General features: G+C 73.6%; 30 protein-coding genes. 19 read left to right on the forward strand and 11 right to left on the reverse strand.

Annotation, left to right across the window (positions count from 1 at the left end; translation table 11 throughout):
* Position 1: 1 nt before the first annotated feature.
* From OHQ87_RS07095 to OHQ87_RS07115, 5 genes are all read right to left on the reverse strand, one after another.
* Entirely contained in the window at positions 2-607 is a 606-nt protein-coding gene (locus tag OHQ87_RS07095; RefSeq protein ID WP_328346088.1) for a class I SAM-dependent methyltransferase, read from the reverse strand.
* A gap of 85 nt (positions 608-692) precedes the next feature.
* Positions 693-1,307, reverse strand: coding sequence for a methyltransferase domain-containing protein (locus OHQ87_RS07100; RefSeq protein WP_328346090.1), 615 nt, complete (start codon positions 1,305-1,307; stop codon positions 693-695).
* Between the two features lie 206 nt (positions 1,308-1,513).
* A complete protein-coding gene (locus OHQ87_RS07105) occupies positions 1,514-1,762 on the reverse strand; it encodes a hypothetical protein (RefSeq protein ID WP_328346093.1) in 249 nt (82 codons plus the stop codon).
* A 31-nt stretch (positions 1,763-1,793) separates the two neighbouring features.
* Positions 1,794-3,032, reverse strand: coding sequence for a hypothetical protein (locus tag OHQ87_RS07110; protein WP_328346095.1), 1,239 nt, complete (start codon positions 3,030-3,032; stop codon positions 1,794-1,796).
* Positions 3,033-3,073: 41 nt separating this feature from the next.
* Complete coding sequence (locus tag OHQ87_RS07115; protein WP_328346097.1) at positions 3,074-3,589, reverse strand: NUDIX hydrolase; 516 nt, start codon at positions 3,587-3,589, stop codon at positions 3,074-3,076.
* Between the two features lie 54 nt (positions 3,590-3,643).
* Between OHQ87_RS07115 and OHQ87_RS07120 the strand changes: the two genes are divergently transcribed.
* The 4 genes from OHQ87_RS07120 to OHQ87_RS07135 all read left to right on the forward strand — a co-directional run bounded on the left by OHQ87_RS07120 (position 3,644) and on the right by OHQ87_RS07135 (position 6,843).
* Positions 3,644-4,501, forward strand: coding sequence for a class I SAM-dependent methyltransferase (locus tag OHQ87_RS07120; protein ID WP_328346099.1), 858 nt, complete (start codon positions 3,644-3,646; stop codon positions 4,499-4,501).
* 95 nt (positions 4,502-4,596) lie between these two features.
* Positions 4,597-5,016 (forward strand): YciI family protein, encoded by a 420-nt coding sequence (locus OHQ87_RS07125; protein WP_328346100.1) that lies wholly within the window; start codon positions 4,597-4,599, stop codon positions 5,014-5,016.
* A gap of 83 nt (positions 5,017-5,099) precedes the next feature.
* Positions 5,100-6,317 carry an RNA polymerase sigma factor gene (locus OHQ87_RS07130; protein ID WP_328348771.1) on the forward strand — a complete coding sequence of 406 codons (1,218 nt, stop codon included), beginning with the start codon at positions 5,100-5,102 and terminating at the stop codon, positions 6,315-6,317.
* Between the two features lie 31 nt (positions 6,318-6,348).
* Entirely contained in the window at positions 6,349-6,843 is a 495-nt protein-coding gene (locus OHQ87_RS07135) for a type II toxin-antitoxin system PemK/MazF family toxin (protein ID WP_328346102.1), read from the forward strand.
* A gap of 43 nt (positions 6,844-6,886) precedes the next feature.
* On the opposite strand, the gene OHQ87_RS07140 is transcribed toward OHQ87_RS07135, so the two are convergent.
* A complete protein-coding gene (locus tag OHQ87_RS07140; RefSeq protein WP_328346104.1) occupies positions 6,887-7,537 on the reverse strand; it encodes a GGDEF domain-containing protein in 651 nt (216 codons plus the stop codon).
* A 267-nt stretch (positions 7,538-7,804) separates the two neighbouring features.
* On the opposite strand from OHQ87_RS07140, the gene OHQ87_RS07145 reads away from it, so the two are divergent.
* The 6 genes from OHQ87_RS07145 to OHQ87_RS07170 all read left to right on the forward strand — a co-directional run bounded on the left by OHQ87_RS07145 (position 7,805) and on the right by OHQ87_RS07170 (position 12,985).
* Positions 7,805-8,044 carry a DUF397 domain-containing protein gene (locus OHQ87_RS07145; protein WP_328346106.1) on the forward strand — a complete coding sequence of 80 codons (240 nt, stop codon included), beginning with the start codon at positions 7,805-7,807 and terminating at the stop codon, positions 8,042-8,044.
* 145 nt (positions 8,045-8,189) lie between these two features.
* On the forward strand, positions 8,190-9,071 hold the full coding sequence (locus tag OHQ87_RS07150) for a helix-turn-helix domain-containing protein (RefSeq protein WP_442930798.1): 882 nt from the start codon (positions 8,190-8,192) through the stop codon (positions 9,069-9,071).
* A gap of 97 nt (positions 9,072-9,168) precedes the next feature.
* Positions 9,169-10,023 (forward strand): SAM-dependent methyltransferase, encoded by an 855-nt coding sequence (locus OHQ87_RS07155; protein ID WP_328346110.1) that lies wholly within the window; start codon positions 9,169-9,171, stop codon positions 10,021-10,023.
* A 120-nt stretch (positions 10,024-10,143) separates the two neighbouring features.
* Positions 10,144-10,938, forward strand: a complete 795-nt coding sequence (locus tag OHQ87_RS07160) for a DedA family protein (protein WP_328346112.1) — start codon at positions 10,144-10,146, stop codon at positions 10,936-10,938.
* Positions 10,939-11,032: 94 nt separating this feature from the next.
* Positions 11,033-11,965: a hypothetical protein gene (locus tag OHQ87_RS07165; RefSeq protein ID WP_328346114.1), complete on the forward strand. Its 933-nt coding sequence runs from the start codon at positions 11,033-11,035 to the stop codon at positions 11,963-11,965.
* A gap of 48 nt (positions 11,966-12,013) precedes the next feature.
* Positions 12,014-12,985 carry a pirin family protein gene (locus OHQ87_RS07170; RefSeq protein WP_328346116.1) on the forward strand — a complete coding sequence of 324 codons (972 nt, stop codon included), beginning with the start codon at positions 12,014-12,016 and terminating at the stop codon, positions 12,983-12,985.
* A gap of 328 nt (positions 12,986-13,313) precedes the next feature.
* Here the strand turns inward: OHQ87_RS07170 and OHQ87_RS07175 are convergent, their stop codons facing one another.
* Positions 13,314-13,586, reverse strand: a complete 273-nt coding sequence (locus OHQ87_RS07175; protein WP_328346118.1) for a DUF2795 domain-containing protein — start codon at positions 13,584-13,586, stop codon at positions 13,314-13,316.
* A gap of 210 nt (positions 13,587-13,796) precedes the next feature.
* Between OHQ87_RS07175 and OHQ87_RS07180 the strand changes: the two genes are divergently transcribed.
* The 6 genes from OHQ87_RS07180 to OHQ87_RS07205 all read left to right on the forward strand — a co-directional run bounded on the left by OHQ87_RS07180 (position 13,797) and on the right by OHQ87_RS07205 (position 18,669).
* Entirely contained in the window at positions 13,797-14,210 is a 414-nt protein-coding gene (locus OHQ87_RS07180) for a DUF2267 domain-containing protein (RefSeq protein ID WP_328346120.1), read from the forward strand.
* Between the two features lie 251 nt (positions 14,211-14,461).
* Positions 14,462-15,481, forward strand: coding sequence for a TerC family protein (locus OHQ87_RS07185; protein WP_328346122.1), 1,020 nt, complete (start codon positions 14,462-14,464; stop codon positions 15,479-15,481).
* 111 nt (positions 15,482-15,592) lie between these two features.
* A complete protein-coding gene (locus OHQ87_RS07190; protein ID WP_442930799.1) occupies positions 15,593-16,183 on the forward strand; it encodes a sulfite oxidase-like oxidoreductase in 591 nt (196 codons plus the stop codon).
* A gap of 1 nt (position 16,184) precedes the next feature.
* Positions 16,185-16,946: a ferredoxin reductase gene (locus tag OHQ87_RS07195; RefSeq protein ID WP_328346126.1), complete on the forward strand. Its 762-nt coding sequence runs from the start codon at positions 16,185-16,187 to the stop codon at positions 16,944-16,946.
* A 16-nt stretch (positions 16,947-16,962) separates the two neighbouring features.
* A complete protein-coding gene (locus OHQ87_RS07200) occupies positions 16,963-17,256 on the forward strand; it encodes a DUF6510 family protein (protein WP_328346127.1) in 294 nt (97 codons plus the stop codon).
* 111 nt (positions 17,257-17,367) lie between these two features.
* A complete protein-coding gene (locus OHQ87_RS07205) occupies positions 17,368-18,669 on the forward strand; it encodes an NAD(P)/FAD-dependent oxidoreductase (protein ID WP_328346129.1) in 1,302 nt (433 codons plus the stop codon).
* Positions 18,670-18,695: 26 nt separating this feature from the next.
* Here OHQ87_RS07205 and OHQ87_RS07210 read toward each other — a convergent pair whose 3' ends face one another.
* Complete coding sequence (locus OHQ87_RS07210) at positions 18,696-19,802, reverse strand: AI-2E family transporter (protein WP_328346131.1); 1,107 nt, start codon at positions 19,800-19,802, stop codon at positions 18,696-18,698.
* 121 nt (positions 19,803-19,923) lie between these two features.
* A complete protein-coding gene (locus OHQ87_RS07215) occupies positions 19,924-20,769 on the reverse strand; it encodes a spermidine synthase (RefSeq protein ID WP_328346133.1) in 846 nt (281 codons plus the stop codon).
* Positions 20,770-20,958: 189 nt separating this feature from the next.
* Here OHQ87_RS07215 and OHQ87_RS07220 point away from each other — a divergent pair, with 189 nt between their 5' ends.
* Positions 20,959-21,294, forward strand: a complete 336-nt coding sequence (locus OHQ87_RS07220; protein WP_328346135.1) for a hypothetical protein — start codon at positions 20,959-20,961, stop codon at positions 21,292-21,294.
* Between the two features lie 21 nt (positions 21,295-21,315).
* On the opposite strand, the gene OHQ87_RS07225 is transcribed toward OHQ87_RS07220, so the two are convergent.
* Together OHQ87_RS07225 and OHQ87_RS07230 are read right to left on the reverse strand one after the other, a co-directional pair.
* Entirely contained in the window at positions 21,316-21,669 is a 354-nt protein-coding gene (locus tag OHQ87_RS07225) for an STAS domain-containing protein (protein WP_328346137.1), read from the reverse strand.
* A gap of 104 nt (positions 21,670-21,773) precedes the next feature.
* Positions 21,774-22,124, reverse strand: coding sequence for an STAS domain-containing protein (locus OHQ87_RS07230; protein WP_328346139.1), 351 nt, complete (start codon positions 22,122-22,124; stop codon positions 21,774-21,776).
* 242 nt (positions 22,125-22,366) lie between these two features.
* On the opposite strand from OHQ87_RS07230, the gene OHQ87_RS07235 reads away from it, so the two are divergent.
* The gene (locus OHQ87_RS07235) at positions 22,367-24,139 is read left to right on the forward strand and encodes a PP2C family protein-serine/threonine phosphatase (protein ID WP_328346141.1); all 1,773 of its coding nucleotides are present in this window, start codon (positions 22,367-22,369) and stop codon (positions 24,137-24,139) included.
* Positions 24,136-25,194: a cobalamin B12-binding domain-containing protein gene (locus OHQ87_RS07240; protein ID WP_328346143.1), complete on the forward strand. Its 1,059-nt coding sequence runs from the start codon at positions 24,136-24,138 to the stop codon at positions 25,192-25,194. The genes OHQ87_RS07235 and OHQ87_RS07240 overlap by 4 nt, the downstream gene beginning before the upstream one ends.
* Positions 25,195-25,252: the final 58 nt, after the last annotated feature.

A 25,252-nucleotide genomic window follows, 5' to 3' on the forward strand; every position in this document is an offset into this window, starting at 1 on the left:
TTCAGGCGGGCGGGCGACGCAGCAGGCTGACCGCGAAGTCCGCCTCGTCCCGCCAGGGGCGCAGGTCCCAGGTGGCGAAGCGCTGTTCGAGCCGAAGGCCGGCGGCGACCGCGTCGCTGTCGAAGTGGTCGAGCCGGTACCCCCGGTCGAGGCCGAAACCGACGAGGACCACCCCGTCTGGGCGCAGGTGGCCGGCGATCCGGGCCAACACGGTGGGTTCGGTGCCGGCGGCGACGAAGGCCATCACGTTGCCGGCCACCACGGCGGCGTCGAAGGGCTCGGTCTCACCGGCCGCGGCGAGATCCAGTTCGACGAGGTCGGCGACCAGCCAGCGGGGCCCGGGGTGGTCGGCGCGGGCCGCCTCGATCAGGGCGGGGTCGGCGTCCACCCCGACCACCCGGTGCCCCCGCTCGGCGAGCGCCGCGCCGACCCGGCCGGTGCCGCAGCCGGCGTCCAGGATCCGGGAGCGGGGTGCCACCACCGCGTCGACCAGGCGGGCCTCACCGGCCAGGTCGGCACCCTCGGCGGCGAGCCGCCGGAACCGGTCGATGTACCACTGCGAGTGTTCGGGGCCGGTCTCGGTCGCCCACCGGGTCGGGTTGGTCATGTCGCCACGGTAACCGGCCGGCCGGGCGCGACGGGGCGCTCACCGCCTCTCCGGCACCGGCGGGACGACGGGCCGGGGAGCAGGCTCAGGGCAGCTGGGCCACAGTGACGAACTCGTTGTAGGTGAAGACCTTGCCCATCGACCGGGGGAACGGGAAGGAGTACTGCTTGACCACAGTCATGCCGAGGTCCCGGGCGGCCTGGGCGGCCTCGTCGAACCCGACGAACCGGACATGGGTGGCGTCGCTGGCGTACCCCCGCTCCTGCGGGGTGATGAAGACCGCGGTGCCGCCGGAACGCAGGAACGGCAGGTAGCCGGAGACGACCTCCAGGGCAGCCTCGGCGGGCAGGTGCTCCAGCAGGTGGGCGGCGAGCAGCGCGTCGAAGGCGCCGGGCCGGGCGTGCGGGGACTGGTGGAACTCCTCGATGGTGTACGCCTCCAGCCCGGCCGCCCGGGCGTGCGCCACCGAGGTCGGGTTGTGGTCCACCCCGACCGCGCCCTCACCCAGGTTGGCCAGGTTGCGGCCGAGGCCGCAGCCGACGTCGAGGGTACGGCCCAGCTCGAGGCGCTGGAGGTTCCACCGGTACGGCGCCTGCACGTCGAGCACCTGCTTCCAGCGCGCGCCACCGAGGCGTTGCAACCGCTGGGTGTAGTCCTCACCCTCGGTGCCCGCCGCGGTGTCCTGCTCTGCTCGACTCATCGCCGGCCCCTCTGCCCGTCGCGGAAACGTCGCCACCCGGCAGGCGTGCGGAGGCACGCTGCCGGCCGTCGGGTGCCCGCGCCGACGCGGGCACCCGAGAGATGCTACGGACCCGGGCGGCCGTCGTCAGCCCCCGTGAGCGGCGGTTCGGCACCGGGTCGGCGCTGGTCACCCTGGGTGATCTCCGATTCGACCCCGGGTGTCGGTCAGCCCTTCTCCGCCCCGCTGGTCAGCCCCTCGGTCAGGAGCCGCTCCCCGGCGAAGAAGAGGATCACGATGGGCAGGGTGAGCAGCACCGATCCGGCCATCAACACGGTCTTGGGCACCTCCACCCCGTCGGCCAGCAGGGACAGCCCCAGCGACACCGTCCACCTGTCGGGTCTGTCGACCATGAAGAGCAGGGCGAAGAGGAACTCGTTCCAGGCGATCATGAAGACGTAGAGGGCGACCGCCATGATCGACGCCCCGGCCGAGGAGCGAGCCGGGTCAGGCCGGCTCGGGCGGGTCGGTGAGGTCGGCCTCCGTGGGCTCCCGTGGCTCGGCCACCCAGGCCGAGAAGACCGGCACCCCGTGCCACGGCCCGACTCCGCCGTCCCGGTGGTCGGTGGCCACCGCGAGCACCGCGTACGGGTGCCCGAAGCGCAGCACGGCGGTCCGTCGGAGACCTTCCGGTGGAAGGCTGACCAGGGAGAACGCCCCGGTCACCGCGGCGGCCTCGAAGCCGTACCGGCCGTAGTGGGCCACCGCTGCCTGCCGGGCCTCGACGCCCACCTCCGCGCCGAGCAGCCCGCCCAGCGTTCGGGCCAGCGCCGGGAAACCCAGCCCGGGAGCGGTCAGGTCGTGCTCGTCCTGCGCCGACCAGCAGGGCAGCACCGCGTGGTGCCGCTCCTCCCGGCCGTCGCGGGCGGAGGTGCGGACCCGCTCCTCGCGCAGCGTCCCGAGTGGTCCCGCCCCGAGCGGCAGGTCGAACAGGGACCGGCGGGCCGGTTCGCCGTCCACCGCGGCACCGGCCAGTTCGTAGCCGGCGGCGAGCACGTCGGCCGGCCGGACCGCCGGGTCGGCCACGACCGAGAGCACCACCAGCCCGGCCCCGTCGCGTTCCACCGCCGATGCGGTGTGCACGGCGACGTCACCGGCCGCCCCGGTCGACGCGATCCACGCCCGGTGCCCGTGCTCCGGGGTACGCAACGCCCGCGTCAGCCGTCCGGCCCAGCCGCCGCCCGAGCGGTCGAGCGCCGAGCCGGGCACCAGGTCGAACGGCGCGGCCCAGGAGATCCGGGTGGCCAGGGCGCTGGCCAGCGCCAGCAGCACCCGGGGAGAGACGGTGAGCGGGAACCTGTCGACCAGCCCCAGGGTGTGCTCGCGGGACCAGGCGTCCAGGCCCGCCTGGTCGGGCAGGGGGCCGGTGGCGGTGTGGCGGGGCAGCCCGTCCTGCCAGCCGGCCAGCTTCCCGGTGTCCGCACCGGGGCGGTGCCAGACCGCGGTGGCCGACGGCACCAGCGGGTGCGGCCGGTCCAGCAGCGCGGCGGCCGCCGCCGCGGCGGTCTCCCCGTCGACGCCGAGCACGTCGGCCACCTCGTCCCGGACCGCACCGGTGGCGGCCGGCGCGGCGAGCGCCAACAGCAGCCAGGCGCCGAGCGGGGAGGCGACATGGTGCCGGTCACCGATGTCGGCGTGCAGCCGGGCGGCGTACCGGGCCAGTGGGGCGTACGGGATCGTCGTCATGCCCTCCACTGTGCCCACCGGGGGCGCCGTCGGCACCCCGGTCAGGACCAGAGTTCGAAAGGTTCGTCGATCTGCTCGCCGGCCAGGAACGCGGTGAGCAGCTCGGGCAGCCGGCCGGGGTAGAACCGGGCGGTGCTGGTGACGATCTCGTCGACCCTCCACCAGCGGAAACCGAAGTAGTCCTCCACCTCGTAGTCGAGCCGGTCGGCGCCGTCGACGTCCGGCGCGGCGGCGTCGAGGCGTACCGTCAGCACCACCTCGTCCTGGACGTGCCGTAACTGACGGTGGATGAAGCTGGCCCGCCGCCGCCAGGTCGGCGGGCCGAGCTGCCCGGCGGTGACCACGAAGCCGGTCTCCTCCCGCAGCTCCCGCAGCGCGGTCTGCGGGTACGACTCCCCGGGGTCGACGCCCCCACCGGGCAGCTCCCACCAGGTGCCGAGCCGGGGATGCTCCGGGTCGCGGGTGTGGAACAGCAGGATCAGTCCGTCCCGGTCGCGGACCACCAGCCGCACGGCGGTGCGTTCGAGCACGGGCAGGTCCCGGGGCAGTTCGGTCACGGGGCTCCCTCGACGGGGCACCGTCAGGGCGGTGACGGTGCGACGATGGCGATCATGGCTGAGGTCTTCGGTGAGGTGGCGGCGGACTACGACGAGATCCGGCCGGGATATCCGGCCGCCCTCGCCGGGACCATCCTCGCCTATCACGGCGGACCCCCCGCCCGGCTGGTCGAGGTCGGTGCCGGCACCGGCCTGGCCACCGCCCTGCTGGTCGACCTCGCCGCGGCGGACGCCGAGCCGACCCGCCGGCCGCCGGCCGCGGCGGGGCCTGAAGGTTCCGGGCGGCGGGAGCGGGGCGTGGCAGGGCCGGCAGCCGTCGCACCGGAGCCGCGCCGGCCGGGGGCCCGGGTGACCTGCGTCGAGCCGGACGCCCGGATGGCGGCGGTGCTGGCCGCCCGGTTCCCCGGCGTCGAGGTGACCGTGACCCGGTTCGAGCGGTGGTCACCGCCGCCCGGTGGGGTGTCGCTGCTGGCCTGCGCGTTGGCCTGGCACTGGCTCGACCCGGCCACCCGCAACCGGCGGGCCCACGACGCGCTGACCCCCGGTGGCACCCTGGCCGTCTTCGCCCACCGCTACGACTACGTCGACCCGGCCCATTCGGCGGCGATCCGGGCGGCCTTCGAGTCGGTCGACCCGGTGCCGCACCACGACCAGCCGGAGGACTGGTTCCACGCCGACATCACCGCCAGCGGACTCTTCACCGACGTGCGGTCGACAGCCTTCCGCCGGTCGGTGCCGCTGACCACGGCGGCGTACCAGCGGCTGGTCGGCACCTTCTCGCCACAGCTGCGCCGACCACCGGAGCTGCGGGAACGGGTCCTCGCGGCGATCGGCACCGCGGTCGACGGCTTCGGCGGCACGGTCACCCTGGACCTGCGGACGACGCTGGTGCTGGCCCGTCGGCCGGCCTGACGAAAAACCGGTGGGCGGGTCGTGTCGATCCGGCGGGGTCCCCGTTCGACCTGAGGTGAGAGGGTCGGACAGCGACCCGACGGCGAGGAGCGAAGATGGCCAAGTACATGCTGATCATGCGGGGTACGGACGAGTCCGTCGCGAAGATGATGGAGACGCCCTTCGAGGAGATGCTGGAGACGGTGGGGCGGTTCAACGAGGAGCTGATCCGGGCGGGTGTGCTGGTGGCCGCCGAGGGCCTGGAGGACCCGGCCGAGAGCGTGGTGGTCGACTACAGCGGGGAGACCCCGGTCGTCACCGACGGGCCGTACGGCGAGACGAAGGAGCTGTTCGGCGGCTTCTACCTGATCGACGTGGCATCGAAGGAGGAGGCCGTGGAGTGGGCCCGGCGGATGCCGGCGATCAGCGGCAGCAGGTGCGAGGTCCGCCGGGTACCCAGCATCGACGAGTTTCCGCAGGACAACGAGTGGGTCGTCAGGGAGCGGGCGTGGCGCGAGCGGACCGGCCAGCTCTGACCACCACCGGCCACGGCACCGCCGCCGGTGACGGCCCGCCGGGCGCCGGGTCGGCGCGGCGGGCCGTCGAGGCGCTCTGGCGGATCGAGTCCGCCCGGATCGTCGGGGCGCTGGCCCGCTTCACCGGCGACTTCGCGCTGGCCGAGGATGTCGCGCAGGAGGCGGTGGCGCAGGCGCTTGTCGGCTGGGCGCGCGACGGGGTGCCGACGAACCCGGTGGGCTGGCTGCTCACCGCCGCCCGGCGGCGCGCGGTCGACGCCTTCCGCCGCCGGGCGGCGTTGGACGAGCGGTACGCCGCGCTCGCCGGTCAGCTCGCCGGGGGTACCGGCGGATCGCCCTCCGACGACCTGCCGTGGGACCCGGACCGGGTCGACGACGACATCCTCGCGCTGATGTTCGTGGCGTGTCATCCGGTGCTCTCTCCCGAGGCCCGGCTGGCTCTGACGTTGCGGGTGGTCGGTGGTCTGTCGAGCGAGGAGATCGCGCGGGCGTTCCTGGTGCCGGTGCCCACCGTCCAGGCGCGGATCACCCGGGCCAAGAAGACGATCGCCGCCGCGCGGGTGCCGTTCGCGCTCCCCGAGCCGGCGCAGCGTCGGGAGCGGCTCGGCGCGGTCCTGAGCGTGCTCTACGTGATCTTCACCGAGGGGTCGACGGCGACGAGCGGTGACCGGCTGCTCCGCCCCGACCTGGCGTACGAGGCGATCAGGCTGGCCCGGACGCTGGCCGCGCTGCTGCCCACCGAGCCGGAGGTGCACGGCCTGCTCGCCCTCTGCGAGCTGACGGCCGCGCGGTTCCCGGCCCGGGTTGACGCGGACGGCGAGGCGGTGCTGTTGGCGGACCAGGACCGGCGGCGGTGGGACCGCTCGGCGATCCGGCGGGGCGTGGCCGCGCTCGGTCGGGCCTCGGCGCTGGGGCGGGGCCTCGGGCCGTACGGGTTGCAGGCGTCGATCGCCGCCTGCCACGCCGGTGCCGCCTCGGTGGCGCAGACCGACTGGGCCCGGGTGGTGCTGCTCTACGAGGCGCTCGGCCGGGTCGCGCCCTCGCCGGTCGTCGCGCTGAACCGGGCGGTGGCGGTGGCGATGGCCGACGGGCCGCAGCAGGCGCTGGCCGTGGTGGACGAGGTGGCCGCCGCCGGTCGACTGGCCGGGTCCCACCTGCTGCCGAGCGTGCGGGGTGAGCTGCTCGCCCGGCTCGGTCGGACCGTCGAGGCGCGGGCCGAGCTGGAGTTCGCCGCCCGGTTGTGCCGCAACGCCCGCGAGCGCTCGGTGCTGCTGCGCAAGGCCGACGCCCTCGGCGGGTGACCCGGATGGGGACGGCGGTAGGCTGCCCGCCGTGGCAGGTCTGTTGAGGAACGTGGCGACCCGGCTCGGCCGGGTGACCGGCGCGGTCGGCGCGCAGCGGGGCACCCCCGGTCCGATCCCGGCGCAGCCGGCCCGGCGGCGGCAGGTCAGCGCCCTGCAACGGCGGGAGCTGTCGTACGCGCCGGAGCCGGACGGGCAGGCCGACCCGGGGGAGATCGTCTGGACCTGGGTGCCCTACGAGGACGACCCGAAGCAGGGCAAGGACCGCCCGGTGCTGGTGGTCGGCAGGTCCAGCCGCACCCTGTTCGGGCTGATGCTCTCCAGCCAGAGCGAGCGGGACGGCCAGCGGCACTGGCTGGCGCTGGGCCCGGGGGAGTGGGACCGCGACGCCCGACCCAGTTGGGTACGCCTCGACCGGGTGCTCACCATGCGCGAGGACGGCATCCGCCGGGAGGGCGCGGTGCTGGACCGGGGTCGCTTCGACCGGATCGGGCAGGCGCTGCGGGCCGGTTACGGCTGGCGCTGAGCCGCCGACTGCCGCCCCGGCCGGTCGCCGGGGCGGGCGGACCTCAGCACTCGGCGAGCCGGGCCGCGTCGAGCAGTTGCCGGGGTGACTGCCGGCTGGCGACGCCCTTCGCCCGGTACATCGCGGCGTCGGCCCGGCACAGCGCGTCGGCCAGTTGGGTGGGGCCGGTGACCGGGGCGAGTCCGACCGAGGCGGTGACCCGGACGCTGCACGGGCCCAGCGGGATCGGGGCGGCCATCGCCTCGCAGAGCCGCCGGGTGGCGTGGTCGATCCAGCGCCTGTCGACCGACGGGCTGGCCAGCAGGCCGGCGAACTCGTCCCCACCGAGCCGGGCGACCAGGTTGTCGCCGGCGAAGGCGGCCAGCCGCTGGGCGACGCTGATCAGCACCTGGTCACCGGCGGCGTGCCCGTAGCGGTCGTTTACCTGCTTGAAGTCGTTGAGGTCGAGGACCACCGCGATGAGGGGCTGCCCGCCGGCGTCGGTGAGCAGCGTGGCGGCCAGCCGGTAGAAGGCCCGACGGTTGGGCAGCCCGGTGAGCGGATCGTGGCTGGCGGCGTGCCGTTCGGCGGCCAACTCGGCCTGGAGGTGCTCCAGTTCCGCCTCGGCCTGCAGTGCCCGGCGGCGTAGCTGCCACACCGAGACCAGGGCCCCGGCTGCGGAGACGCCGGACGCGACGGTCAACGGATCCGGCACGGGTCCTCCCTCGCGGTGCGGCGTACGGCCCGGTCGGCGGCGGCCGTCGTGCCGTGCCGGACCCTCGTTTCCCCAGGTCAATGCCCCGGGAGTGGTAACCCAAAGTGAACGGATAAGTACCGCCCACGTTGGGTTATCATGCTCGCTGTCCGATGCAGATGCAATAGCAGATGCACGTGCAGCACGGCCGGATCTGATGTCGCGCAGCCCCTCCAACCCGCACCGTCCCCTGGCGACACCGGTCCGCACCCCGACAGAAAGACATCCATGCAGCAGCCTGAGAACGGCGTCCCCACCACCCAGCTGCCCCCCCTGAGGTGGGAGAAGAGCCGGCGGAGCAACCCCAGCGGCAACTGCGTCGAGTTGGCGGCACTCCCCGGCGGAGCCGGCATCGCCATGCGCAACTCGCGCCACCCCGAGGGGCCGGCCCTGATCTACACGGTGGACGAGATAACAGCGTTCGTCCTCGGTGCGCGGGACGGCGACTTCGACCACCTGATCGACTAGTGCGCCACGGTCCCGCCCACGGGACCGTATCCGTCCGGAGGATGTTCACCTCACCGTCGGTCCATGGCATGCTTACTCGTCGGTCGGGCGGGGGCCAGGGGCCGATCGGGTGTGGGCATTGTGCGGAGGGGCGGGGCACGTGACGATGGTTGCCGCCGAGGGGGGACCGGCCACCGGCCCCACGGTGTTGCGGATGCTGCTCGGCGCGCAGTTGCGCCGGCTGCGGGAGGCCAGCGGCGTCACACGGGAGGGTGCCGGCTGGGAGATCCGTTCCTCGGAGTCGAAGATCAGCCGGATGGAGCTGGGTCGGGTCGGCTTCAAGGAACGCGACGTCGCCGACCTGCTCACCCTCTACGGGGTCACCGCCGTCGACGAGCGCAACGCGCTGCTCAAGCTGGCCCGGGACGCCAACAGCCCCGGCTGGTGGCACCGCTACGGTGACGTGCTGCCCACCTGGTTCCAGTCCTACCTGGGCCTGGAGGCGGCCGCCGCGTTGATCCGCAGCTACGAGGTGCAGTTCGTCCCCGGCCTCCTCCAGACCCCGGACTACGCCCGCGCGGTCGTCCTGCTCGGGCACCGGGGCGCCGCGGTAGAGGAGGTCGACCGTCGGGTGGAACTGCGGATGCAGCGTCAGCAGTTGCTGCACCGCACCGATCCGCCGCAGCTCTGGGCGGTGATCGACGAGGCCGTCCTGCGCCGGCCGATCGGCGGCCCGCAGGTGATGCGGGGGCAGTTGACCGCGCTGGTCGAGGCGACCCGTTCGCCGCACATCCGACTACAGATCATTCCGTTCGACGCCGGTGGCCACGCCGCGGCCGGTGGGGCCTTCACCATCCTGCGGTTCGGCGACGACGACCTGCCCGACATCGTCTACATCGAGCAGCTGACCAGCGCGCTCTACCTCGACAAGCGGGAGGACCTGGACTACTACGCGGCGGCTATGGAACGGCTCTGCGTCGAGGCCACCCCGCCGGAGCGTACGCCGGAGGTCCTCACCCGACTGCGGGACGAGCTCTACCCGCAGTGACCGCCCACCGGCCTGCCGGCACCGCCGGGACGGCCTCTACGATGGCGGGAACCGAAGACAGTGGACGGACGCCATCGACCACCGATGGCGCGGAGTCATGGAGGACCCGGTGACCACCGATGCCCCGACGGGCGCCGCCCAGCACCCCAGCGACCGGATCGACACCTCGGTCGCGCACCCGGCCCGCCGCTACAACTACTGGCTCGGTGGCAAGGACAACTTCCAGGCCGACCGTGATTCCGGCGACGCCATGGCAGCGGCCTTCCCGACCATCCGTACCGCCGCCCTGGAGAACCGTCGGTTCCTGCAACGCGCGGTGGCCCACCTGGCCCGCGAGGCGGGCATCCGGCAGTTCCTGGACATCGGCACCGGCATCCCGACGGCGGACAACACCCACGAGGTGGCCCAGGCCATCGCCCCGGACGCCCGGGTGGTCTACGTCGACAACGACCCGATCGTGCTGGCCCACGCCCGGGCGTTGCTGACCAGTTCGGCGCAGGGCGCCACCGCCTACATCGACGCCGACCTGCGCGACCCGGAGAAGATCCTGCACCACCCCGAGCTGCGGCGCACCCTCGACCTGGGGCAGCCGGTCGCGCTGATGCTGGTGGCCATCCTGCACTTCGTGCCGGACCCCGACGACCCGTACGGCGTGGTCCGCCGGCTGCTCGCGGAGTTGCCGCCGGGCAGCTACCTGGCCGCGTCGCACGCCACCTACGACCATCTTGCTCCGGCGGTGGCTGAGGAGGCCCGGGTGGCGACCCGGAGCGGCAACGCACCCGGCATGATCAATCTGCGTGGTCGGGACGACTTCGCCCGGTTCTTCGACGGCTTGGACATGGTCGAGCCCGGCCTCGTCTCGGTGGCCGAGTGGCGGGCCGAGACCGAGCCGCAGCCCCGGCCCACCGCGGACGAGGTGAGCATGTACGGCGCGGTGGCCCGCAAGCCCTGACCAGGTTTCACCGACCGAGCCCGAGCGAGGTGGCCGGGGGCAGGTCGGCGGGCGGGTCCGTGCCGTCCCCGCGTGTCGGCCCGCGTGGTCGATTCGTCGACCGGCTCGTAACTTTGTCGGATGATCACACGTTCGCTGGCGCTCAGCCCCCGCACGGTCGTGTCCACCGCCGAGCCCTCGTCCGACGGTCCGGTGGGTTACGTGACCGGCCTGGTGGAGCGGCTCGGCGGCCCCGGCGCGGGGCTGGCGGTGGCGCTGGAGAACCTGTTCCCGCCGATTCCCAGCGAGGTGATCCTGCCGCTGGCCGGCTTCGCCGCCGCCCAGGGGCGGATCAGCCTGGTCGGGGCGATCCTCTGGACGACGCTCGGTTCCGTGGTCGGCGCCTGGGTGCTCTACGGCATCGGCGCGGCACTGGGCCGTGACCGGATGCGGGCCGTCGCGGGCCGGCTGCCGCTGGTGAAGCTGAGCGACGTGGACCGCACCGAGGCGTGGTTCCTCAAGCACGGGGTCAAGGCGGTGTTCTTCGGGCGGATGATCCCGATCTTCCGCAGCCTCATCTCCATCCCGGCGGGGGTGGAGCGGATGCCGATCCCGACGTTCCTGCTCTTCACCACGCTCGGCAGTCTGATCTGGAACACCACCTTCGTGATGGCCGGCTTCCTGCTCGGCGACAACTGGCACGTCGTCGAGGAGTACGTCGGGTCGTTCCAGAAGGTCGTCATCGTGGTCTGCGTCGCCGCCGCCGGCTGGTTCGTGGTCAACCGGGTCCGCCGGGCGCGCGCCGCCCGCCCCGACGCCCCGCCCGCCGACACCCCGCCCGCCGCCGACACCGTCGACCGGTCGGATCCCGGCGACGGTACGACGTACCGGGGGACCGTCTACCGGGGTGGCGTCTGGGGACGCGACACCGACTGAGCCGGGCCGGCGGTGCTGTCGTACGCCGGGCGGAATGATCCGTTCCGGCTGCCCGTACGTACTGCCGGGTGGGGATCGGGACAGGGGAGGCACGATGACGGAGCCGCACCAGGAGTACCGTCCGACGACGGGGGAGCAGCGACCGGTCTTCGAGCCGGTGATCGAGGTGATCGGCGAGCCGGTCGGGGTGACAGGCGACCCGGCGGGCGACCCACCGCCCCGGTCACCGTGGCCCCGCGGAGCGCGCCTGCTGGCTGCCGCGGCGGTGCTGGTGGTGGCGCTCGGCGCGATCGCGGTGGTGGTGACCATGGCCAACCCGGACCGGCTGGGCGTGGTCTTCTCCGGCGGACAGGGTGGGGCGCCACCGGTGACGGTGACCGCCCGCCCGGGTGGCGCGGGCGCCGCCGAGGCCGCCGCCGGGCGGACCGCGACCGCACCGGTCGGCGGGTTGCGCCGGGCCACCTTCGAGTTGCTGGACGGGGTGACCTCGTTCCGGCTGCGCGCCGCCGACCTCGGCGCCGACCTGTACCGGATCAGCAGCCCGGCCGACGCCGGCCTGACGCCCCGGCCCGAGGTGTCCGGCGACCGGGTGCAACTGCGGGTGACCCGTCGGGACAAGCCCGGCCGGGGCGTCGTCGACGTGGTGCTCAACTCCCGGCTGACCTGGCGGCTGCGGCTGATCGGTGGAGTCAGCGACCACGTCCTCGACCTCGCCGAGGCAAGGCTGTCCGGGGTGGAGCTGATCGGCGGCGCGGCCCGGGTCGACCTGCGGTTGCCACCGACGTCCGGCACCCGCACCGTACGGATAACCGGAGGCGTCAACCAGTTCGTGATCCGGGCCCCCGACAGCCCGCCGGTCCGGGTCCGGGCGGGTGCCGGCGCCGGCAGCGTCGTCTGGTACGGCGACCGGCGCGACGGCCTCGCCCGGGGGGCCACCGTCGGCTCGCCGGACTGGGACCGGTCGCCCGATCGGCTCTACCTCGACCTCGTCGCCGGGGCCAACACGGTCACCGTCGTCGAGGACTGAACCGGCGGGGACCGGACCGTGGCGGGTGGGCCGGCATAGAGTCGAGCGGTGGACCGTACCGAATCGTTGCCGGCGCAGACCCGACCACCCGGCGTCGCCCCCGAGGACCCGGGCAGCGTGCTGCTGCCCGGCCACGACGTGCCACTGGGCCGGTACACCACGGTGCGCCGGCTGCTGCCGCAGCGGGCCCGCCGGATGGTCGGGGCGTGGTGTTTCGTGGACCACTTCGGCCCGGACGACGTCGCGCAGCGGCCGGGGATGGAGGTGCCGCCGCACCCGCACACCGGCCTGCAGACGGTGACCTGGCTGCTCGACGGCGAGATCGTGCACCGGGACAGCCTCGGCAACGTGCAGCCGATCCGGCCCGGCCAGCTCAACGTGATGACCTCCGGGCACGGCATCGCGCACTCGGAGCGGTCACCCGCCACCCATCCGCCGGTGATGCACGGCGTACAACTGTGGGTGGCGCTGCCCGACCCGGCGCGGGCCGGTGCGGCCGACTTCGCCCACCACGCCGACCTGCCCCGGTGGCGCGACGGCGACTGGGACCACACCCTGCTCGTCGGTGAGCTGGGCGGGGAGGCGTCCCCGGCGGTGGTGCACACCCCGCTGCTCGGTGCGCAGCTCGAGGCGCACGGCCCGACCCCGGCGACGTTGCCGCTACGCCCCCGCTTCGAGTACGCCCTGCTGGCGATGTCCGGCCGGGCCCGGGTCGACGGCCTGTCGCTGGAGCCCGGCGCGCTGCTCTACCTGGGTTCGGGGCGGGAGCGGCTGGTGGTGGCCGCCGATCCGGGCAGTCGACTGATGCTGCTGGGCGGCGAGCCGTTCGACGAGCCCCTCGTCATGTGGTGGAACTTCGTCGGGCGCTCGCACGAGGAGGTGACCGCCGCCCGGGAGGACTGGATGGCCGGCCGTCGGTTCGGTGCGGTCGCCGACGACGCGGCCCCGCCGCTGCCCGCCCCGGAACTGCCGAGCGTCCGGTTGAAGGCCCGGGACCGGCGGGGTGACCTGCACGGTTGAGCCGGTGGCCGGCCCGTGTGCTCGCCCACAATATTGCGGAAATCAGCCGTACGGGTGATGGCCTGTCATAGGCTGGTGTCGGCAGTGATGCCCGCCCGGTTCGGGTGGCCGCCCGGTTGTTGGCCGGTGAACAGGCACGCGTGCGCCCCAGGTCGCGGTTCGCGACCCGGGGCGCCCGCCTTCCCACCCCCACCCCCACCCCCACCCACCCCCGTTGGCACCCGGTGATCAAGAGGTTTACGCCAAGTCGATCACGGAAGTTGGCGTAAACCTCTTGATCACCGGATACGGGCGGGGTGGGTGGGGTGGGTGGGGGTGGGGGTGGGGGTTAGATGCTGCGGAGGTGTTGGGAGATCCGGGGGTGGCGCTTGTTTCTCGCCTGCCGTGCGTGTTGGGCGGGGTCCACCTCGGGGGCGGTGTCGATGCCGGCGGAGCGGGCCACCTCGGCGTCGTTGACGTAGTCCACCGGCGGCAACGCGCGCAACGCCCGCAACACGTCCGGTGGAGCGCCCTCCCGCTCGGCCTGGCATAGCACGGCGTCCTTCTCCGCCGGGAAGTCCAGGGTGGACAGGTACCGCAGGACTTCGGTCCGACTGGCCATCGGGTGAGCCTCCTCGCCTCCTCGGTTCCGGTCACGATCGGCGGCGGTTACCCGTCCGGCGGCTGATCACTCGCCGTCGAGGCGGAAAACCACCCTGTGTCGTCGAGGTGGATTTCCGCGTCGCTTCGCGTACCCGGGCGGCGACACGAGCGTCGTTTCCGGGTCGCCGTGGTGGGTAACCGAGCGGTCCCATGTCGAAGGGAGCCCCGGATGAACTACGACACCTTCGTCGACCAGGTGGCCCGGCGGATCCGGACCGGTCCTGACCGGGCCGTGGTGCTGGTCCACGCCACCCTGGCCACCCTCGCCGAACGGCTGACCGGTGGGGAGGTGCTCGACCTCGCGACGCAGTTACCGGCGCCGCTGCGACTGGCGCTGCGGCCCGGCCCGAGCACCGAGGCAGCCGACCGGTTCGACGCCGCCGAGTTCGTCGCCCGGGTGGCGCAGCGGGCCGACCTGGACGAAACGGCTGCCCGGGAGGCGGTGCGGGCGGTCTTCGTCACGGTCCGCGAGGCGGTCAGCGGTGGTGAGTTCGACGATCTGGTGATCCGGTTCCCCCGCGACTACCGGGATCTGGTGGAGCCGGCGCTCGCCCCGGGTGGGGCCGCGTTGCGCCGCGCCTGACCCGGCGGGCCACCGGGAGCGGGACCGCCAGTCGGGCACACAGCCGTTGACCAGGGCAACCACGCCGCAACGGTGGGGTGCCCTGACTTGGCGAGTCGTCCGACCTGGCCTAACCTGGACGCACGAGGGGAGTACTTCCCACGAATCATTCCGGTCAGTACGGCGTGCCCCGGGCGCGCCTCGGGTGGTTGCCCACGGCGAATCGTGGGTGAAGGAGACCTCGAACATGGCACGGTGTTCGAGGAGGCTCCATGACCGATCTGTCATATCTTGCTGCCGGTGAATTGTCGTCGGTCGGCACACCGACCCTCTGGGCGGTCACCATCGCCGGCGTGCTCGCCCTGCTGGTCCTCGACTTCCTGGTCACCCGCCGCCCGCACGAGGTGTCGATCAGGGAGGCCCTGGGCTGGTCGGCGTTCTACATCGCGCTGCCGCTGGCCTTCGGCGGCTGGGTCTGGTCCCGGTACGGCTCCCAGCAGGGCGTCGAGTACCTGACCGGTTACCTGGTCGAGAAGTCGCTCTCCGTCGACAACCTCTTCGTGTTCATGCTGCTGCTGGCCGCCTTCGCGGTGCCCGCGGTGCTCGCCCAGCGGGTGCTGCTCTACGGCATCGCCGGTGCGCTGGTGCTGCGCGCGATCTTCATCGCCCTCGGCGCGGCGGCGTTGCAGACCCTCGACTTCGCCTTCCTGCTCTTCGCCGTCATCCTGATCGCCACTGCGGTCAAGCTGCTGCGCGACGCCCTCTCCGGGCACGAGCAGGAGGTCGACATCAACAAGATGCGGTCGGTGCGGCTGCTGCGCCGGTTCATGCCGGTGGTCGACGAGTACCACGGCACCCGGATGACGATCCGCCAGCACGGTCGGCGGGCGCTCACCCCGTTCGCCCTCGTGGTGGTCGCGGTGCTCGCCACCGACATCGTCTTCGCGGTCGACTCGGTGCCCGCCGTCTACGGCATCACCGAGGACCCGTACCTGGTCTTCGCCACCAACGCGTTCGCGCTGCTCGGGCTGCGGGCGCTCTACTTCGTGCTGCACGCCGCGCTCAGCCGGCTGGTGCACCTCAGCTACGGTCTGGCGATCATCCTGGCCTTCATCGGCGTCAAGCTCGGGCTGCACTGGGCGCACGGGATCTGGTCGGGCGTGCCGGAGATCCCGACGTTGGCCTCGCTCGGCGTCATCATCGGCGTCCTGACCGTGGTCACCCTCACCAGCCTGCGGGCCACCCGCGACCGGGAGACCGGCGAGGCCGACGTGGTCACCGAGAAACACTGACGGCACGGAACCGGCGGCGGTACGTGACGTCACGCCGCCGGTTCCGTGGACGGTCCCGGCGAACTCTCCCGCCCGGGGCGGTCCAGGTGGTACGACTTACCGGTGGGAATCGTGTCACCGGGCTTCCAGGGCCGACGTCGTACGACCGACCCGGCCCTGCCGCCGGGGCAGTACCTGACCGAGGACTTCCCGGTCCTGTCCGCCGGGCCGACCCCCAGGGTGTCCCCGGACCGCTGGGAGTTCGTCCTCGCCACCGAGACCGGCGACGAGTTCCGCTGGTCCTGGGCGGAGCTGATGAGCCTGCCGCAGGAGACCCCCACGGTGGACATCCACTGCGTCACCCGGTGGTCCAAGTTCGGCACCAACTGGCAGGGTGTCTCGCTGGACGTGCTGCTCGACGGGGTGGACACCGCCGCCGACTACGCCCAGGCCCACTCGTACGGCGGCTACACCACCAACCTGCCGCTGGACGACCTGCGTGACGGTCAGGCCTGGCTGGTGCACGGATACGACGGCGAACCGCTGCCCGCCGAGCACGGTGGGCCGGCCCGGCTGCTGGTCCCGCACCTCTACTTCTGGAAGTCGGCCAAGTGGGTACGCGGGCTGCGGCTGACAGTCGAGGACGAGCCCGGTTTCTGGGAGACCGCCGGCTACCACGACTACGGCGATCCGTGGCGCGAGCAGCGCTACCAGGGCGACTGAGGTGACCGCTGCCGCCGCGGGTGGCCGGCGGGCCGTGCCGCTGGGCTGGCGGGTGGCCCGGCTGGTGCAGCGCCGGGTCGAGACGTCCACCGCGCAGACCCTGGTCCTGTCGGTGCCGGACTGGCCGGGGCACCTGCCGGGGCAGCACGTCGACGTCCGGCTCACCGCCCCCGACGGCTACCAGGCGGCCCGGTCGTACTCGCTGGCCGGGCCGGCCGACGGCGACCGGATCGCGTTGACCGTGCAGCGGGTGCCCGACGGCGAGGTGTCGCCGTACCTGACCGACGCCTGGGTCGAGGGCGACCCGGTGGAGGTGCGCGGTCCGGTCGGTGGCTGGTTCGTCTGGCGGCCCGCGCAGACCGCGCCGGTGTTGCTGGTCGCCGGGGGTTCCGGGGTGGTGCCGTTGATGGCGATGGTGCGGGCCCGCCGGGCCGCCGGCAGCCGGACGCCGTTCCGGCTGATCTACTCGGTCCGCACCCCGGCGGACGTCATCTACGCCGACGAGCTGCGGACCCGCGCCCGCGACGACCCCGGCCTGGACGTGGCCTACGTCTACACCCGGCAGGCGCCCGACGGGTGGCGGGGCGAGCCGCACCGGATCGGGCTGGCCGACGTGAACACCTACGGCTGGCCGGCGGAGCTGGAACCGCTCTGCTACGTCTGCGGCCCGACCGGTTTCGTGGAGACCGTCGCGGACCTGTTGGTGGGGCTGGGCCACCAGACCCGGCGGGTACGGACCGAACGGTTCGGACCCACCGGCTGACCGGCGAGGAGAATCGATGACCGAGATGTCCTACCTGGACGGCAACATGCTCGACGGGCCGCTGCGCGAGCTGTTCGCGGTGGACCTGAGCACGGCGACCGGGCGGTGCGCGTCGTGCGGCATGGTCGGCCCGATGGCCGGCCTGCGGGTCTACGCCCACGCCCCCGGCCTGGTGGGTCGCTGTCCGGCCTGCGCCGAGGTGATGGTGCGGCTGGTCCGGGCCCCCGACCGGGCCTGGCTGGACCTGCGCGGCATCACCTACCTCCAGGTGCCGATGCCGACCGTGGAGCCGTTCCCCCGGCCACTCTGACCCGTTGCGGGCGGCGCAGGGCGTGGTCGTCCGGGTCCGGATGTCCGCCGACTCGGGCCGCCCGGGTGATCCGACACGTTTGTCCTGCCGGGGGTCGGGAAGGGAGCGGACATGACGAAACCTCGTGTGGTGATCGTGGGGGCCGGTTTCGCCGGTTACCACGCGGCGAAGGCGTTGCGCCGATCGGCCGGTGGGCGGGCCGAGATCGTGCTGCTGAACGCGACCGACTACTTCCTCTACCTGCCGCTGCTGCCCGAGGTGGCCGCCGGGGTGGTCGAGCCGGCCCGGATTTCCGTGCCGTTGACCGGCACGCTGCCCGGGGTGCGGGTGGTCGTCGGCGAGGCCGACCGGGTCGACCTGCAGAACCGCTGGGTCGGGTTCACCAACCAGGAGGGGGATCGGGGCCAGTTGGCCTACGACCGGCTGGTGCTCTCCGTCGGCAGCGTCAACAAGCTGCTCCCCATCCCCGGGGTGACCGAGTACGCCCACGGCTTCCGGGGCCTGCCGGAGGCGGTCTACCTGCACGACCACGTGGTCCGCCAGATCGAGCTGGCGGAGCAGGCGGAGGACCCGGCCGAGCAGCAGGCCCGGGCCACCTTCGTGGTGGTGGGCGCGGGCTACACCGGCACCGAGGTCGCGGCACACGGGCAACTCTTCACCGACGCGCTACGGGCGCAGCGGCCCCGGTTGCGGGTCCGCCCCCGGTGGATGCTGCTCGACGTGGCCCCCCGGGTGCTGCCGGAACTTGACGAACGGATGTCGAGGACCGCCGACCGGGTGCTGCGCCGCCGGGGCGTCGACGTACGGATGGGCACCTCGGTCGCCGAGGCCACTGCCGACGGGGTACGGCTCACCGACGGCGAGTACGTCCCGACCTGCACGCTGGCCTGGTGCGTCGGGGTACGCCCCGACCCGTTCGTGGCCGAGCTGGGCCTGCGGACCGAGAAAGGCCGGTTGGTGGTCGACGAGTACCTCAACGTCCCCGGTTTCCCCGAGGTGTACGCCTGCGGTGACGCCGCCGCCGTGCCGGACCTGGCCCGCCCCGGGCAGATCTGCGCGATGACCGCCCAGCACGCGCAGCGGCAGGGCAAGCTCGCCGCGCAGAACATCGCCGCCTCCTACGGTCACGGCCGGCGTCGCCCGTACAAGCATCACGATCTGGGCTGGGTGGTCGACCTGGGGGGTAAGGACGCGGCGGCGAACCCGCTGAAGCTGTCGCTGTCCGGGTTGCCCGCCAAGGCGGTCACCCGTGGCTACCACCTGTTGGCGATGCCCGGCAACCGGGCCCGGGTGAGCGCGGACTGGGTGCTCGACGCCGCGCTGACCCGGCCGGCGACGCAGCTCGGCCTGGTCCCGGCCAACGCCGTCCCGTTGGAGAGCTCTTCGCCCGAGGTGCCCGTGCGCACCCGCTGACCGGAAATGATCGGTCCGGCCGCCGGTCATCCGGCGGCCGGACCGTGCTGGTCGGTCCCGTGCCCGTCGGTCCCGTGTTCGGCGGGGGCGGGGAGGGGTCGCCGGTCGGCGGGGGCGAACTCGCGCAGCAGGAGTTGGACGATCCCGGCGGCCGGAATGGCCAGCAACGCACCGACCAGCCCGGCCAGTTCGGCCGCGACGAGCACGCTGACCAGCACGGTGAGCGGGTTGAGCCGGACCGCCCGGGACATGATCAGCGGTTGCAGCAGGTGGTTCTCCACCTGTTGGTAGACGACGAAGAAGACGAGCACCACGATTCCGGCGGTCGGGGAGCGCAGGAAACCGGCCCCGGCCGCGACGATCGCCCCGAGCGTCGCGCCCACCAGCGGGATCAGGTCGGCGATCGCCACCAGCAGCGCGATCACCGCCGCGAACGGCACCCCCACCAGGACCAGCACGACGTACGTCCCGAGTCCGCAGATCACGCTGATCAGCAGGTTCCCGCTGAGATAGCCGGTGATGGTCCGCGCGGCGCCCCGCCCGATCCGGTCCAGGCGCACCGCCGTGTCGTCGCCGACCGCCCCGAGGGTCGCCCGGATGATCCGGGGCGACTCCAGCACCATCAGGTACGCCAGCACGACGACGGTGACCGTGCCGGCGAGGGTCTGCAACACGCCCCGGAGCAGCCCCACCGCCGGTTGGCGCAGCTCACCGCCGTACCGCTGGACCTGGTCGGAGTGGTGACGGGCGTACCCCAGCAGGCCGAGCCGGTCGAGCAGGCCACCCAGCGGCCCCTGGCCGGCGCGGGTCTGCCGCAGCAGGTCGGGGGCCCGGTCGGCGAACCGACCCAGCTCGTCCAGCAACGGCACCAGGATCACCGCGCCGACCGCCGTCAACAGCCCGAACACGGCGAGGAAGACCAGCAGGGTGGCGAGGGCACGGTGCCGCACCAGGCGGCGTTCCACCCGGTCCACCAGGGGTTTGACGGCCACCGCGAGGAACGCGGCGAGCAGGATCCAGCTGAGCACCCGCCGGGTGGACCAGAGCAGGCCGAGCCCGACGACGACCGCCAGCACCAGACCGATGACGATCAGTGCCCGGCGAGCGGTGCCACGATCGTCGGCGGTACTCATCCGCCGCGGCTACCCGGCGTCGGGGTCCGGAAACCCCGCCCCAGGGTGGCCCGCCCGACAATGACCCGTCGGCGTACCCCGGTGACCCGCCCGTCCGTAACCGCTCCCGGGGGTGGGCCGGTCAGCCGGCGAGGGTGGCGTCCCGGGCTGGCCGTGCCCCGCCGACGAAGGCGTCCAACGCGGTCCCGTGCAGCACCCCGCCGGGCACCTGGTCGGTGGCGGCCCGGGTGGTCAGCCGCCCCACCGGCAGCCGTCCCGGGGCGCGGGTGCCGGCCAACACGACGTTGCCGTACCGCCGGCCGCGCAGCATCCGCCGGTCGGCGACCAGGCAGACGTCGGCCAGGACCGCGCGCAGGGTGGCCACCTGGACCCGGGTGAAGACCAGCGGCGGCAGGTCGGTGACGTTGACCAGGTAGCCGCCGCCCGGCCGCAGGACCCGGGCCACCTCGGTGACGAACTCCACGCCGGCCACGTGCGCCGGCATCCGGGCCGCCCGGTAGATGTCCGCCAGCACGAGGTCGTACGCGTCGTCGGGCGTACCGCCGACCGCCTCCCGCGCGTCGGCGACCTCGACCCGTACCTGTGGTGGCACCGGGGGCAGTTCCCGGTCGACAAGCGCCACCACCGCCGGATCCCGCTCGACGACCCGCTGCGTCGAGCCGGGGCGGGTCGCCGCGACGTACCGGGGCAGGGTCAGCGCACCGCCGCCCAGGTGCAGCACGTCCAGCGGCCGACCGGCGGGAGCGGCGAGGTCGACCAGGGCGGCCATCCGGCGGACGTACTCGAAGTGCAGGTGACGCGGATCGGTCACGTCGACGTACGACTGGGCGACGCCCCCGGCGAGCAGCACGCGCCCGCTACGGCGGGCCGGGTCGACGACCAGTTCCAGCCGGTCGTCGTCGCCCGCGACCCCGGCGGCTTCGGCACGCGCGGCGGGGTCGCCCCGCTGGCTGGCGGCAGGGTCCATGCCGGCACGGTAACCCAGGTCCCGCGGTGCGGTCGCGCCCGCACCGGCAGCACCGGGAGACACACCGACCGCGTGGCCGGAGGGTCCGCCCGCCGCTTCACTCCCCGGGGGTGAGGGGTGCTCACCCGCCCGGGGCAGATCATCGAGCCGACCGGAGGTCTTCCGAGGCACGCGGAAGGGAAGGTCGTCATGAAGAGGATCGTCGAGATCGTCCCGGCTCGTCCCGGCTGGTATTCGCGGTGGCAGGTCGGCCCCGAGGTGACGCGGTGCTACCCGGTGAGTCTCTGGGCCCTGGTGGAGGAGGCCGACGGCTCGGGACGTGAGGTGGTGGGCATGGACTGCGCCGGCCAGTGGCCCGGAGCGGAGGAGAACGAGTCGGGCGGCGGATTCGTCAGGTACCTGTTCCAGATGCCCGATTCCGGCCTTCCGGAGGACGTCGCACCGCCGTCCTCTGCCGCGCCGAACTCGACAGGTCCCCGGCGGCAACCCGCCGTCGCGGCGGATCGGCCCGCCGTGGCCGCGTGACCGACCGGTCGACGAGGTGGCTCAGCCCACCTCGCGCGCGTCGTCGACGACGCGCGCCGCCTGTTGCTCCACGGCCAGCAACTCGGCCAGGCCGGTACGGTCGAGCAGCTGTTGGAGCCGGGTGCCGACCCCGGTCAACCGGACCGACCCGGTGCCGCCCTGGCTGAGCACCACGAAGGCGCTCAGACCAGACGAGTCGCACAGGCCGACCCCGTCGACGTCGATCGTCAACTCGTGGTAGCCGTCCGCACGGGCTCGGGTCGCCGCGTCGACCAGCTCCGACGCGGTGTCGAAGTCGAGGTCACCGGTCACCCGCAGCAGGGCACGGCCGGCCTCGATCCGGGTCACCTCGATGGACAACAGCGGCGGACGCATGCCTCCATGTTCCCAGCAGACGGTGATCGGGAAACGCCCGGGGTTGCGGCGGGGACGGGGGAACCGGGCCGGCGGAACCGGGCCGGCCCGACCGGTCGTCCGGTTCAACCGGAGGCGGCGGATCGCTGCGGGGCGGGGACGGCGGACTGCGCCGGCAACGGACGCGCCAGCAGACCCGTGACCCCCGTCATGTCGAGGATGGTCGTCAGGAACCGGGGCGTGGCCCGCAGCCGGATCAGCGTCCCGCCCCGTTGGCCCTCGCGCCAGGCGTGGACGATGACCGACAGGCCGGTGCTGTCGAGGAAGAGCAGCCCGGAGAAGTCGAAGACGATCACCGTCGGTCGTTCCGTCAACAGCCGGTCGACCTCGGCACGCACCGGACCGGAGGTGGTGAAGGTCAGCTCACCGCCGACCGAGACGACCGGCGACCGGGGATCGGCGCGGTCCACCGACATGGTCAGCGGGGCAGCCTGGGGATTCCTGCCATGGGGCACCACGTCACGCCTTTCCGCATGCCCGACGGGTCGGGCCCGACTTCGCCGGATCGTAACAATCTCCCGGGGCGGCCGCAGCAGGTGCGGAACCGCGGTGCGGTGGCGGTATCGGCGTTCCGGCGTAGGCTGAGTGGAACAGATCGGAACTTACCGGCTACCTCCGCGGCAGAGCGGACGGCGACAAGGGGAGTGGGGCTCAACTGGTGACTGCTGCCGACGTCAGGGGCTTCGACCCGGGCGACGGGCGGATCTCCATGTCGAGCGCCGGACGGGCTGCGGCCCGGGCCGTCGGCGCCGTCGGCGGGCTCCCGCCATTGGCCCCGGACCGGGGTGACCCCGAGCCTGCCTGGTCGGAGGTGGTCGAGCACTTCCGCGAGGGCCTGGTCGTCTGCGACGCCGCCGGCGTGGTACGACACGTCAGTCCGGTCGCCAAGCGGCTGCTGCCCGAGGTGGCACCCGGCCGTCACCTGGCCGCTGCCGGGCTCGCCGTGCTGACCGAGGTCGGCGCCGAGCGGGACGGATTCGGTCATCACGGTAGGCGGCTGCGGATCCGCCGGGTGCCGCTGTCCGGGTCCCGTAGCTGCCTCTATGTCGAGGACGTCACCGACAGCGTCTCGCGCGCGGACGCGTTGCTCGCCGAGCGGGCCCGGTCCACGTTCCTCGCCGTGGTCGGCGAGAAGCTCGGCAACCCGCTGCACCCCGACCGGGCCGCCGCCGCGGTGGTGCGGCTCAGCGTACCCACCCTGGCGGAGGTGGCGGTGCTGGTGCTGGCCCCCCGCTCCGGGCGGGCCCGCTGGTGGCGGGCGACCCGGGTCGACGACGAGTCCCCCACTGTGGACAGCGGCGTGCTGCCCGCCGCAGCGCTGCCCTCGGCGATCACCGAGGGTCTGTCCGGGGTGGAACCACAAGCGGTGGACTGGCTCGTCGAGCAGGCTGCCGAGGCCGGCTGGCTGCCGGGGCTGTCGGTCCGGGAGGTGACCGCCTGGGCGGTTCCGCTGCCCGGTCGGGACGCCCCGGCCGGGGTGCTGCTGGTGGCTCGCCTCCTCCGCGGGTACGACGACGCCGACGTGGCACTCGTCCGGGCCTTCGCTGCCCGGGCCGGGGCAGCGCTCACCACCGCGCTCCTCTACCGCAACCAGACCGAGGTGGCCGACACCCTCCAGGCCAGTCTGGTGCCGGTGGAGCCGACCGTGGCGGACGGCGTGCAGTGGGGGACTGCGTACCGACCGGCCCAGGCGAGCCTGCGGATCGGCGGCGACTTCTACGGCGCGCACCGGTTGGCCGACGGCGGGTCGGTGTTCTTCCTCGGCGACGTCTCCGGCAAGGGGGTGGAGGCCGCCGTCTTCACCGGGCAGTTGCGCCAGTGCCTGCAGGCGCTGTACCGCGTCGAGTCCCGTCCCGGCCGGTTGTTGAAGCTGCTCAACGATGCCCTGCTGGAGACCACCCAGGCCCATGGCCAGGGCCGTTTCGCGACAATGGTGCTCGGGGTGGTACGCCCGCAGCGCGACGGGGGCCTTTCGTTGACCATGGCCGGCGGCGGTCACCTACCGCCGCTGGTGCTGCGCAACTCCGGCGAGGTCGAAACGGTGCCGCTGAGCGGAATGCTGATCGGCGTGGTCCCCGATCCCCGGATCGGCGAGGTCACCGTCCGGCTGGCGCCGGGGGAGACCTGCCTGCTCTACAGCGACGGGGTGACCGAGGCGCGGGGCGGTCGCCGTGGTGACGAGCAGTTCGGGCAGGGCCGGCTGGTGCACGCGGTGACCGGCTGTCACCGGATGCCCGCCCCGGCGCTCGCCGAGCGGATCGAACAGGTCACCGGCGACTGGCTGGCGCACGGCGACCACGACGACATCGCCGTGCTCGCGTTGCGGGCGACCGGCCCGGCCGGCCGCCCCCAGCGACACCTGCACTCGGTGCCTGTCATGACGGACCCGGCCGGGACGGACCCGGCCGGGGAGGGGACGTCCCCCTCGTGACCGCCCCGGCCGACCCGTCGCACGCCGTGACCACCACGTCCCGCGCCCTGGACGACTTTCTCGTCACCCTCGCGGAGGCCGACGAGTACGGCGCGATCGAGGTGGCGACCGGGTTGCTCGACGCCGGTGTCCCGGCGGAGCGGGTGCTGCTCGAGCTGGTGGCCCCGGCGCAGAGCGAGGTGGGGGAGCGGTGGGCCCGCAACGAGTGGAGCGTGGCGCAGGAGCACGCCGCGACCCACATCAGCGAACGGGTGGTGGCGGCGGTCGCCGCGTACGCCGATCCGCGTCCCACCCGGGGGCGGATCGTGGTGGCCTGCATGGACGGTGAGTGGCACGCCCTGCCACCCCGGTTGGTCGCCGAGGTGCTGCGGTTGCGCGGCTGGCAGGTGACCTTCCTGGGCGCCAGTGTCCCGGCCGCCCATCTGGTGTCGTACCTGCACCGGCACGACGCGTACGCGGTGGCGTTGGCCTGTGCCCTGCCGATGCGGCTGCCGTACGCGCACCGGATGGTCGAGGCGTGCCGGCGTTCTGACGTGCCGGTGGTGGTCGGCGGGCGCGGGTTCGGTGTGGACGGCCGGTGGGCCCGGCGGCTCGGTGTCGCCTGGGCACCGGACGCGCCGAGCGCGGCGGACCTGGTCGCCGACGAGCGGGCGTTGCGCCGGGTCGTCCCGGCGGACCTGGCCCACCTGGCCGACGACGAGTACGCCAGCCTGGTGAAGCGGCGCGGCGAGCTGATCGACTCGGCGGTGGCGGACCTGCGTGCCCGGGTGCCGGCGGTCGCGGGGTACACCTCGGCGCAGTGGGATGCCACGATCAGCGACCTCGGGCACGCGGTGGACTTCCTGGCTGCCGCCGTCTATGTCGACGACCCGGTGTTGTTCACCGATTTCGTGGCCTGGTGGGTGGCGATCCTGAGCAGTCGGGGCGTGCCGGCAGGGGCGGTCGCGTCCACCCTCGGCCACTACCGCCGTGCCCTGCGTGACTTCCCCCGGGCGGGACGGTTCGTGGCGCTGGGCGTGACGGCGAGCGTCGCCTCCGGTGGCGTCCGGCGCTGACGCGGCGTTGCGGCCCTGCCGGGGACCGCTGCGTATACTTGCTGCACTGCAAGGGTCT

Source organism: Micromonospora sp. NBC_00421 (assembly GCF_036017915.1).
Lineage (GTDB): Bacteria > Actinomycetota > Actinomycetes > Mycobacteriales > Micromonosporaceae > Micromonospora.

Coding starts and splice junctions, on each gene's coding strand:
- OHQ87_RS07095 (WP_328346088.1), bottom strand. CDS start 607: ATGACCAACCCGACCCGGTGGGCGACCGAGACCGGCCCCGAACACTCG.
- OHQ87_RS07100 (WP_328346090.1), bottom strand. CDS start 1,307: ATGAGTCGAGCAGAGCAGGACACCGCGGCGGGCACCGAGGGTGAGGAC.
- OHQ87_RS07105 (WP_328346093.1), bottom strand. CDS start 1,762: ATGGCGGTCGCCCTCTACGTCTTCATGATCGCCTGGAACGAGTTCCTC.
- OHQ87_RS07110 (WP_328346095.1), bottom strand. CDS start 3,032: ATGACGACGATCCCGTACGCCCCACTGGCCCGGTACGCCGCCCGGCTG.
- OHQ87_RS07120 (WP_328346099.1), top strand. CDS start 3,644: ATGGCTGAGGTCTTCGGTGAGGTGGCGGCGGACTACGACGAGATCCGG.
- OHQ87_RS07125 (WP_328346100.1), top strand. CDS start 4,597: ATGGCCAAGTACATGCTGATCATGCGGGGTACGGACGAGTCCGTCGCG.
- OHQ87_RS07145 (WP_328346106.1), top strand. CDS start 7,805: ATGCAGCAGCCTGAGAACGGCGTCCCCACCACCCAGCTGCCCCCCCTG.
- OHQ87_RS07150 (WP_442930798.1), top strand. CDS start 8,190: ATGGTTGCCGCCGAGGGGGGACCGGCCACCGGCCCCACGGTGTTGCGG.
- OHQ87_RS07155 (WP_328346110.1), top strand. CDS start 9,169: ATGGAGGACCCGGTGACCACCGATGCCCCGACGGGCGCCGCCCAGCAC.
- OHQ87_RS07160 (WP_328346112.1), top strand. CDS start 10,144: ATGATCACACGTTCGCTGGCGCTCAGCCCCCGCACGGTCGTGTCCACC.
- OHQ87_RS07165 (WP_328346114.1), top strand. CDS start 11,033: ATGACGGAGCCGCACCAGGAGTACCGTCCGACGACGGGGGAGCAGCGA.
- OHQ87_RS07175 (WP_328346118.1), bottom strand. CDS start 13,586: ATGGCCAGTCGGACCGAAGTCCTGCGGTACCTGTCCACCCTGGACTTC.
- OHQ87_RS07180 (WP_328346120.1), top strand. CDS start 13,797: ATGAACTACGACACCTTCGTCGACCAGGTGGCCCGGCGGATCCGGACC.
- OHQ87_RS07185 (WP_328346122.1), top strand. CDS start 14,462: ATGACCGATCTGTCATATCTTGCTGCCGGTGAATTGTCGTCGGTCGGC.
- OHQ87_RS07200 (WP_328346127.1), top strand. CDS start 16,963: ATGACCGAGATGTCCTACCTGGACGGCAACATGCTCGACGGGCCGCTG.
- OHQ87_RS07205 (WP_328346129.1), top strand. CDS start 17,368: ATGACGAAACCTCGTGTGGTGATCGTGGGGGCCGGTTTCGCCGGTTAC.
- OHQ87_RS07210 (WP_328346131.1), bottom strand. CDS start 19,802: ATGAGTACCGCCGACGATCGTGGCACCGCTCGCCGGGCACTGATCGTC.
- OHQ87_RS07215 (WP_328346133.1), bottom strand. CDS start 20,769: ATGGACCCTGCCGCCAGCCAGCGGGGCGACCCCGCCGCGCGTGCCGAA.
- OHQ87_RS07220 (WP_328346135.1), top strand. CDS start 20,959: ATGAAGAGGATCGTCGAGATCGTCCCGGCTCGTCCCGGCTGGTATTCG.
- OHQ87_RS07225 (WP_328346137.1), bottom strand. CDS start 21,669: ATGCGTCCGCCGCTGTTGTCCATCGAGGTGACCCGGATCGAGGCCGGC.
- OHQ87_RS07230 (WP_328346139.1), bottom strand. CDS start 22,124: ATGTCGGTGGACCGCGCCGATCCCCGGTCGCCGGTCGTCTCGGTCGGC.